The sequence below is a fragment of the Enterococcus sp. AZ020 genome (assembly GCF_050499205.1).
Taxonomy (GTDB): Bacteria; Bacillota; Bacilli; order Lactobacillales; family Enterococcaceae; genus Enterococcus_L; species Enterococcus_L dunnyi.
On sequence record NZ_JBIPAT010000002.1, the window covers coordinates 1 to 7,848 of the forward strand.

13 protein-coding genes are annotated in these 7,848 nt (G+C 34.4%); 4 read left to right on the forward strand and 9 right to left on the reverse strand.

Features of this window, described 5'->3' with window-relative positions; all coding sequences use genetic code 11:
* From IGI58_RS17910 to IGI58_RS17950, 9 genes are all read right to left on the reverse strand, one after another.
* A partial coding sequence (locus tag IGI58_RS17910; RefSeq protein ID WP_429955461.1) for an AAA family ATPase occupies nt 1–754 on the reverse strand: 754 nt, incomplete at its 3' end.
* 11 nt (nt 755–765) lie between these two features.
* A complete protein-coding gene (locus IGI58_RS17915; RefSeq protein WP_429955458.1) occupies nt 766–1,392 on the reverse strand; it encodes a hypothetical protein in 627 nt (208 codons plus the stop codon).
* Nucleotides 1,393–1,440: 48 nt separating this feature from the next.
* A complete protein-coding gene (locus IGI58_RS17920; RefSeq protein WP_429955456.1) occupies nt 1,441–2,235 on the reverse strand; it encodes a DNA-methyltransferase in 795 nt (264 codons plus the stop codon).
* A 2-nt stretch (nt 2,236–2,237) separates the two neighbouring features.
* Nucleotides 2,238–2,429, reverse strand: a complete 192-nt coding sequence (locus tag IGI58_RS17925) for a hypothetical protein (protein WP_429955454.1) — start codon at nt 2,427–2,429, stop codon at nt 2,238–2,240.
* Entirely contained in the window at nt 2,422–2,637 is a 216-nt protein-coding gene (locus IGI58_RS17930; protein WP_429955452.1) for a helix-turn-helix transcriptional regulator, read from the reverse strand. Before IGI58_RS17930 ends, IGI58_RS17925 begins: the two co-directional genes overlap by 8 nt.
* Before the next feature lie 11 nt (nt 2,638–2,648).
* Nucleotides 2,649–2,921 (reverse strand): hypothetical protein, encoded by a 273-nt coding sequence (locus tag IGI58_RS17935; RefSeq protein WP_429955450.1) that lies wholly within the window; start codon nt 2,919–2,921, stop codon nt 2,649–2,651.
* Between the two features lie 137 nt (nt 2,922–3,058).
* Nucleotides 3,059–3,265, reverse strand: a complete 207-nt coding sequence (locus IGI58_RS17940; protein ID WP_429955463.1) for a hypothetical protein — start codon at nt 3,263–3,265, stop codon at nt 3,059–3,061.
* Between the two features lie 59 nt (nt 3,266–3,324).
* Nucleotides 3,325–4,071 carry a phage regulatory protein/antirepressor Ant gene (locus tag IGI58_RS17945; RefSeq protein ID WP_429955448.1) on the reverse strand — a complete coding sequence of 249 codons (747 nt, stop codon included), beginning with the start codon at nt 4,069–4,071 and terminating at the stop codon, nt 3,325–3,327.
* 15 nt (nt 4,072–4,086) lie between these two features.
* Nucleotides 4,087–4,278, reverse strand: coding sequence for a hypothetical protein (locus tag IGI58_RS17950; RefSeq protein WP_429955446.1), 192 nt, complete (start codon nt 4,276–4,278; stop codon nt 4,087–4,089).
* A gap of 288 nt (nt 4,279–4,566) precedes the next feature.
* On the opposite strand from IGI58_RS17950, the gene IGI58_RS17955 reads away from it, so the two are divergent.
* The 4 genes from IGI58_RS17955 to IGI58_RS17970 all read left to right on the forward strand — a co-directional run bounded on the left by IGI58_RS17955 (nt 4,567) and on the right by IGI58_RS17970 (nt 7,737).
* Nucleotides 4,567–4,905 (forward strand): helix-turn-helix domain-containing protein, encoded by a 339-nt coding sequence (locus tag IGI58_RS17955; protein WP_429955443.1) that lies wholly within the window; start codon nt 4,567–4,569, stop codon nt 4,903–4,905.
* The gene (locus IGI58_RS17960; RefSeq protein WP_429955441.1) at nt 4,898–6,025 is read left to right on the forward strand and encodes an ImmA/IrrE family metallo-endopeptidase; all 1,128 of its coding nucleotides are present in this window, start codon (nt 4,898–4,900) and stop codon (nt 6,023–6,025) included. Before IGI58_RS17955 ends, IGI58_RS17960 begins: the two co-directional genes overlap by 8 nt.
* 46 nt (nt 6,026–6,071) lie before the next feature.
* The gene (locus IGI58_RS17965) at nt 6,072–6,497 is read left to right on the forward strand and encodes a LysM peptidoglycan-binding domain-containing protein (RefSeq protein WP_429955439.1); all 426 of its coding nucleotides are present in this window, start codon (nt 6,072–6,074) and stop codon (nt 6,495–6,497) included.
* A gap of 103 nt (nt 6,498–6,600) precedes the next feature.
* Nucleotides 6,601–7,737, forward strand: coding sequence for a tyrosine-type recombinase/integrase (locus tag IGI58_RS17970; protein ID WP_429955436.1), 1,137 nt, complete (start codon nt 6,601–6,603; stop codon nt 7,735–7,737).
* The last annotated feature ends 111 nt before the right edge of the window (nt 7,738–7,848 follow it).

Genomic DNA, 7,848 nt, shown 5'->3' on the forward strand with positions numbered 1-7,848 from the left:
CAGCAGACTTTTGAGCAGTAGATAAATCTTCATACGTTTTGAAATGTTGCTCTTCAAGTTCTTTAAGCTGGTTCTTGACTAATTCAATTCGTTGCGACTCTTGCTCGTATCGTGCTGACAATTCCGCAACGTTTTGCCTTTTCCTCTGATTTTCACCATTGCGCGCTAAAATCTCTTGTTGCTGTTGAACCAATTCGGACACTGACACAAGCTCTTTCGGTGCATCAGGATAATACAACTGCTCTTTAGCAAATTTCTCTTTCTGATCAGCTATTTGACCGATTGCATGACGTTGATTATAAATTTGCTGTTCTTCATGCTCGATTTTAGCTAACTGATCCCCTACACCAATAATTTGTAAAAGTGTTTGAGCTTTTTCTTTTCCAGTTGATTCCATGAATTTGGGGAGATCAATGGCCAACTCTTCCACAAAACTATTGAGGAGCTGCTGTCCACCTTTGTTGCCTTCTGGATCAATTACTTTTAGATCGCTGTTCTTTCCTTTTCGCTCCACTATTAAGCCATTACTCATTACAATATGCAGATGTGGTGGAATAGCTGAACCTTCTCTGCTCGCTTGGCTAGGTTTATATTTGTTGCCACCTAATGCCCATGCGATTGCATCTAACACACTTGTTTTACCTTGGTTATTATTTCCACCAACGATTGTCAAACCACTTGCTGTCGGCTCAATTTTAACCGCCTTGACACGCTTAACATTTTCGATTTCTAATTTATTTATTTTTACTGACATGTGAATCCTCCTTAGATATGACAATCAACGATAGTGATATAATAATCTGATTTAGTTTCGAGAATTTCTTTGAATGTTTGCTTGTATTCCTGACGACTTTCAGAGGTTGAGTCATCAATCCCAAACCAACCCATTTCCCCTTTTTCAGTCCATTTACCATCTGGAAGAACCATTGCAAATGTACTGAACTCAGCTACATCCATTGCATATTTTTCTTTTGTCCCATATGTTTCGACATAATATTCAGGTTTCCAAAAACTGTGAAATTCTTCTCCCTCTTGTTTCGGAAGTCCTTCCACAATTACTTCCCAAAAACGAATTGCTTCATCATAAGCAGCTTGATCTAAAGAAAGATCAATATCTTTTATTTGAGCAACGTTAATTTTTTCACCTGTTTTTAGTTTCAAAAGTCCAGACCAACGACCACCGATTTTGTACCAATCCCATTTGCGATTTGGATTTTCCCAGTACCCTTTTTTTCCTGTTTGTTCATCAATGTCACAATCATCATCTTCATTAAATTCAAGATATTCTTGTGGACAATCCCCCATATTATTCTCTTGGTATGGAGCAAGTAATTTATCGACTTCCTGTTCAGTTCCCTTTTCTGTAATAACTGCTACTGTGAAATGGCTCATTCTTTTTCCTCCTAAAATATGCTACAATGTAGCTGTCTAAATATTTATTTAATGGCTTGTATCGTTTGCAGACGATGCAGGCTCTTGTTTTATCCTCTCAACGGATTTATCAAAATATTCTTTTTTAAGTTCCATGCAAATATATTGGCGATTCGTATTAATAGCAGCTACTGCAGTTGTCCCCGATCCGCTACATCCATCAAACACTACATCCTCCTCATTTGTGTATGTCTTTATCAGATATTCAAAGAGTGCGACTGGTTTTTGAGTTGGATGAATAGCGCATGTTTGCTTGTCAGTCGCAAAAGTTAAAATGCTACGAGGATAGCGCTCAGTACTGTCATAACTCACTAACCCATAATCATTGTAATTTGTTGATTTATTACTGTTACGCTTATGGTATGCTGTTGCAACTTTACGGGTATGTCCTTTTGTCTTTTGCGGGTTGTAAGTTGGTAATTTTTTATAAAAGACCAGTAGATGATCGTGATCTTGTTTACCAAACACCAAGACATTTTCATGTGCCTTCATTGGCATCTTTTTTGCGTTAAGATGACCAGTTGCTGAAGTCTTTTCCCAAATCCACTCGTAACGCAACAATTTTAGATTGCTCGCAGCAAGAACTTTATCAAATGGAGCTTGAGCAGTAAGTACGATCGCCCCATTATCTTTGATGATTCGCTCGTACTGCTCCCAAAGTTTATCTAAATCAATAACACTGTCCCACTTATTGCGAGTAGTACCATACGGCAGATCGCATAGGATCATATCGATGCTTTTATCTGGTATCTGCCGCATAGCTATAAGGCAGTCCATGTTGTAAATTTTGTTTAGTTCAAGCACATCTAAACACCCACTCTCTGAACTTCATTCAAAATTTCATCGTATTCGTGATACATTTTAGTAAGCTGGTTAATCAACTTCGTATCTTGATCAACTAAGGGCTTAGCATTTTCATGTCTGAGTAATTCAGCATAGTTATCAACTTTGTCTTTGATTGCACCTACTACTAATCTTCTTTGTTCTGGATTAAGCATTGGTTTCACCGCCAACTAAAACGAATAAATCTTCTACAGTACAACCTAAGACTTTGGCAAGTTCTAAAGCTAACTTCACACTGGGCTCATATTTACCTTCTTTGATTTTTTGAATCGTTTTCGGTGAAATACCTAATTTATTGGCAAGTTCTTTGTCACTCATTCCCTTGTCGTACTGTGATAGATAACTAACTAGTGTTTGTTTCATAATATTTCCTCCTAATTTAATCTTTTACGTCCGACCACATATGAATGAAAATCCAACGTCCGAACAATGACATAAGTAAAAATGACAGCTAAGCCTATCCAAATTGACATGTGCGACGTAGAGACAACAAACAGAGCCATAGGAATATCTTTCAATTTCAATGTGCTATTTAAAATGCAGAGAATGATGATTATCATTCCAGCAACTACCCACAGACTTGACATAACGGCTAGAAATAGAACAAACGGCGTTTCGTCTAATGCTTTGAAAAATTTGTGTTTCATTCGTTTTCTTCCTTCCATATAAGAGATAGATTAACTACTACCCACACTACAACTAGAAATATGCTACCTTGTACCTTCTCACCTGCTGAAAAAACAGATAATGGATAAGCATAGTAGGATTAGTATTGCTGGTAGTTTCATGATTTGTTCCTCTTGTACTTATTTTTTTCTCGCCATTTAAGAAATTCATCGAATTTTTGAATATCTATAGTCGGCATGTTTGATGTTGGTAAACGATATCCTTCTTTGAATTTTTCATGCTCCTTAAATTCTTTCAATAACTTTTGAAATAAGGCTTTGTGCAATTTATAGCCAAAGTAAATAATCGCTTCATCCTTTGCCATCCACGCTTGAGGCAAATCGATGATGTTGATATATGTTTCTTTAGACACTGATACCCCTCCTATGCTGATTCTTTTTCACGTTCAATGATTGGCAGATACCCCTCTTTTTTTAACAAATCATAGATAAATAGCCGACCTTTTTGAGTCCAATACGTATGCATAACAGTATTTTTCCCTCCATTTACTACGCTAGTTTTACTTTGCGTATACCCTTTATCTGCATATTTTTGATATAGTAGCCAAGTTTTACTTTGTTTAAACTGGACACCTAGTTGATGAAGAAATTCGTTCATCTTTTTGGCGCTCCAACCATAATCCTTCGCAATTCCAGTGATAGATATCAAGCTATCATTTTGAAGAATCAGATCGTAATATGTCGCTTTTGGTCTTAATTCCAAATTAATTTGTTCCGCTACTAATGCTCGTTCTTCAAGCTTTTCATTTGCTTCAACTTGTTCTACTAACTGAAGTAAAGCTTCTTTATAAGTATTTGGAAGTTGTCGCTTGATGTGATTTTCCATTTTGTTAAATTGTTCAATATACTGTAACTTGAATTTCAATGCTTTTTTACCAGTGAATCCCATTGCTAATAAACTAAAGCCATCACGATTCATATAAATAACTCTTCGATCTCGATTGTAAGAATCTTGCTTGATTCCTTCAAAAAACATCTCCCCAAAATTGGGGACATCTTTTTCAATCCCTGCAATATCTCGTAAAACGTGATCATGTCGTTTTTCAAAATTTTCGGCTACTTGTACACTAGTTGTTACTGGTTGGTTATTTTTTATTTCTACTAATTTCATTTTATGTTTCCTCCTTCATCTAATTTTATGATCTCTAATAATTTCTAATATGAAAGCATTTACTGCTGGACCTTTATCTTTACCAGCCAACACTCTTTGGACCCAAGTGCGCGACCGTCCGTATGCAGTTGCTAAATCTCTTTCAGAGACATTGTTCTTCTTCATAAAAGATTTAACCGCTTCTCGTCCGTTTTCGATATTACTCATCTCCGTTCTCCTTTCTAATAATTTTAGAAAGAAAATTGGATAGAACTTTACATTCCTATTGACATATAATGTAAAGTTTTATATTATTGAATCATAGTTAAATAAGCGTATTAAAAACATAAAAATACATCAGGTCGGCAAACTTCATGATTTTAGATATTTTTTAATGTGCTTTTTCTCTATCCAATTAACTTACACGCTCAGTATAATGTAAAACTTTATATTTGTAAACATAAAAATGCAAAGTTTTACATTATATAACGTTTTTGCGTGTAGAGAGGGGCTTATATGACTTTATACGAAAGACTTTCTATGCTAGCAAAAAAACAAAAAATTTCTATTCCACAATTATCTGTTAAACTTGGATTTAGCGAGCAATACCTGTATAAATGGAAGACTAATATTCCTAAAGCTGATAATTTAGAAAAAGTAGCTGAATATTTTAATGTTTCTGTTGATTATCTTCTTGGTAGAACTGATGATCCAGAAATAAACACAAACTCTTCAACTATGTCGCCAAAAGGTCGAGCAATAGGCCGAGGCTTTGACCAACTTGACGAAGATAAGCAAGATCTGTTTGAACGTCTTCTATTACAAATGCAAGAAGAAGATGATGACGATGACTAAAATTCCTAAACAGCCTAGATATGTTCGCTCAACTACGTTTGCTTTAGATGCCCTTTACATACGAAATGTAGATTCTTTTCCTATTAATGTTCAAAAAGTATGTAAAGATTTTGGAATTAAGTTGAAAAAATATTCTACCTTAGCTAAAAAAAATAATGTCACAGTTGATCAAATTGGTGAGGCTTATAAAACTAAATTAGGTTATATATTTAGAAACGACAAAGGAAAGTACTTCATAGCATACAATGATACATTACCTGAAGGTTTGATTCGTTTTACTTTAGCACACGAACTCGGTCATTTTTTTCTGAATCACTTAGAGGATTTCGAAGAAACTGAATTAATGTATAATTCGCTTGTTCCGTACTCTGAAGAACATGAATGCTTAGAGAAGGAAGCCAATTGTTTTGCTAGAAACTTTCTTTCGCCAAGTGATATTGCAAAATTAGTTGGAGATGAGATAAATGCCATTCAATCAATCTTCGGTCTCACTTACAAAGCATCGACCGTACGATTGAATAGTATAAACTTAGATAATAGAAATTCGAGTGTACTCAAAAGAATAAACATGACAAACAAAAATCAAATATTATCTTATCTATCTCAAATTAACTTTAAATACTCGAACTTGTATCACTGTGATGATTGTAATGCGGAATTTTCATTTCAAGATGCGAAATATTGTAGTATTTGTGGACAACAAAATTTGTGGAAAATAACTTTAGGAAGCCTTCCTATTTTTAGAGAATTTGGAGGAATAGAAATGAAATATTCAAAAATTGAAACCAATGCAGCAGGCACCCCAATCACATGTCCAGTATGTGAATATGATGAACTAAATGATGATTTCAATTACTGCCCAATATGCTCCACATATATTCATAATGTGTGCATAGGTGATGATTTTTATGACAGTTATGGTAATCACGAACCATATCATTTTAGACCAAAAAATGGATGTAGAGGGAACTTAGATGGCAATTTTAGGTTTTGTCCAACTTGCGGAGAGAAAACATCATTTTTCCAACAAGAACTATTAACTGACTGGAAAACGGAAACGAAAAATACAAATACGTTTAAGTTTGAAACAAATCCATTTGAAGTAAACCCATTTGAATAGATAGTCTATTATTTCCAAAACTCAAGGATTATGGAGGGATTTAGAAATGAAAAAAATATTTTTGTTAAGTGTTGCTTTAATTGCATTAGTAGGTTGTACGAATAATTCTAGTAAAACAGATGATTCCATTAGTTCTTCAAAAGTAGAACAGTCAACTATTTCTAGTACAAAAGGATCGTCTACATCAACTAGTAGTTCAACTAACGAAAGTACTTCTGAAACAAGTCAGAGTGCTACAGTGTTGCAAGAAACACAACAGCCTGAAAGTGAAGAAATTGTTGATGAATCGATTCCAAATAGTGAAGAACAGCCTGTAGAAAATAATGAGCCAGTATATGACGAGGTTCAAACTTTTGATGGATTTAATCAAATTGCTGAAAGAAACGGCATATCTGTGGATGAGTTACTATCGCTAAATGGCTTATCATTTGATTCTGTCATAGAACCTGGTATGTCATTAAGAGTAAAATAAAAAAACGTACCCCTCCGACCAAGAAGAATGTACGTTAAAAATAAAACCCCAATAGGCTTATTTAGTTATGCTTATTGTATCAAAATACAAGGAGTGATACAACATGTGGATGGAAGAATTAAGTAATGGAAAATATAAATTTATTGAACGTTACAAAGATCCCTATACCGAAAAAGACAAGCGAGTATCTGTAACTTTGAATTCAAAATCTAATCAAGCGAGAAAACAAGCTCAAAAAGAACTTGATGAAAAAATTGTTAAAGCGATCAACCTCAAATCTAAATCTAATCTTACTCTAGATGAACTAATAAATGAATGGTGGAAGCAACACAAGCAAACCGTTCGCCCCTCTTCCGTTGTGGCTTATCAAAAAATAATTGATTACATAAAAAATCATATTGATACAGATGCATTAATCAAGAATACTGATACAAAATTTTTTCAAACTTTTATTAATGATCTTCCACACTCTTTTGAGTATTCAAAAAAATTCAAAAGTGTGTTGAATATGGCTTTTAATTATGCACTTGATATGGAGTACATCGCTGTTAACCCAATAACGAGAGTATCAGTCTTAAAGCCTGCGGATACAATTGAATCATTTGAAAGTACTTCAGATAAGTATTTGGAAAAAGATGAAGTGGCTAGATTGCTAGAAGTTCTAAGGGAGTCTCATCAAAGCGTCCCTATGGCCAGACTAGCAGAATTTATGTATTTAACTGGAGTAAGATTTGGTGAGGCTGTCAGCTTAACCAAAGAGGATATAGATTTAGAGTCAAATTCAATTGTTATAAATGGAACGTTAGATTACTCTAGTGGTTACAGAGATGCAAAAAAGCAACTACCAAAAACAAAGTCCTCTTTTCGTACTATTGGAGTATCAAAACGAGTAAGCGAAATTTTAGAAGAACTTATCTTAGAACATGAAGTGAAATATAAAAACGAGACAACCTATTTGTTTGTCGGAAAAACAGGAAAGCCAATCCAATTAAACTCTTTTAATGCATCATTAAATACAGCTAACAATAAACTAGGCAATAAGAAGATTAACAAGAAAGTTTCCAGTCATATCTTTAGGCACTCCCATATTTCGTTGTTAGCGGAACTCGATGTAAATATAAAAACGATCATGGAAAGAGTAGGACATTCTGATGTTGATACAACAATGAAAATATATACTCATGTTACTAAAAAGTCTAAAGCAAGCGTAATTGACAAGTTGGATTCTATCGAATTATAGTGAAATAAGTTGCCCCTTTTCTGCCCCTTTTGTTATTTAGACAAAATAAAAAAGCCTTCTCGGCTTTGATCAATCAACAATTCAATCAGACACATGGCGGCACTCACTTAG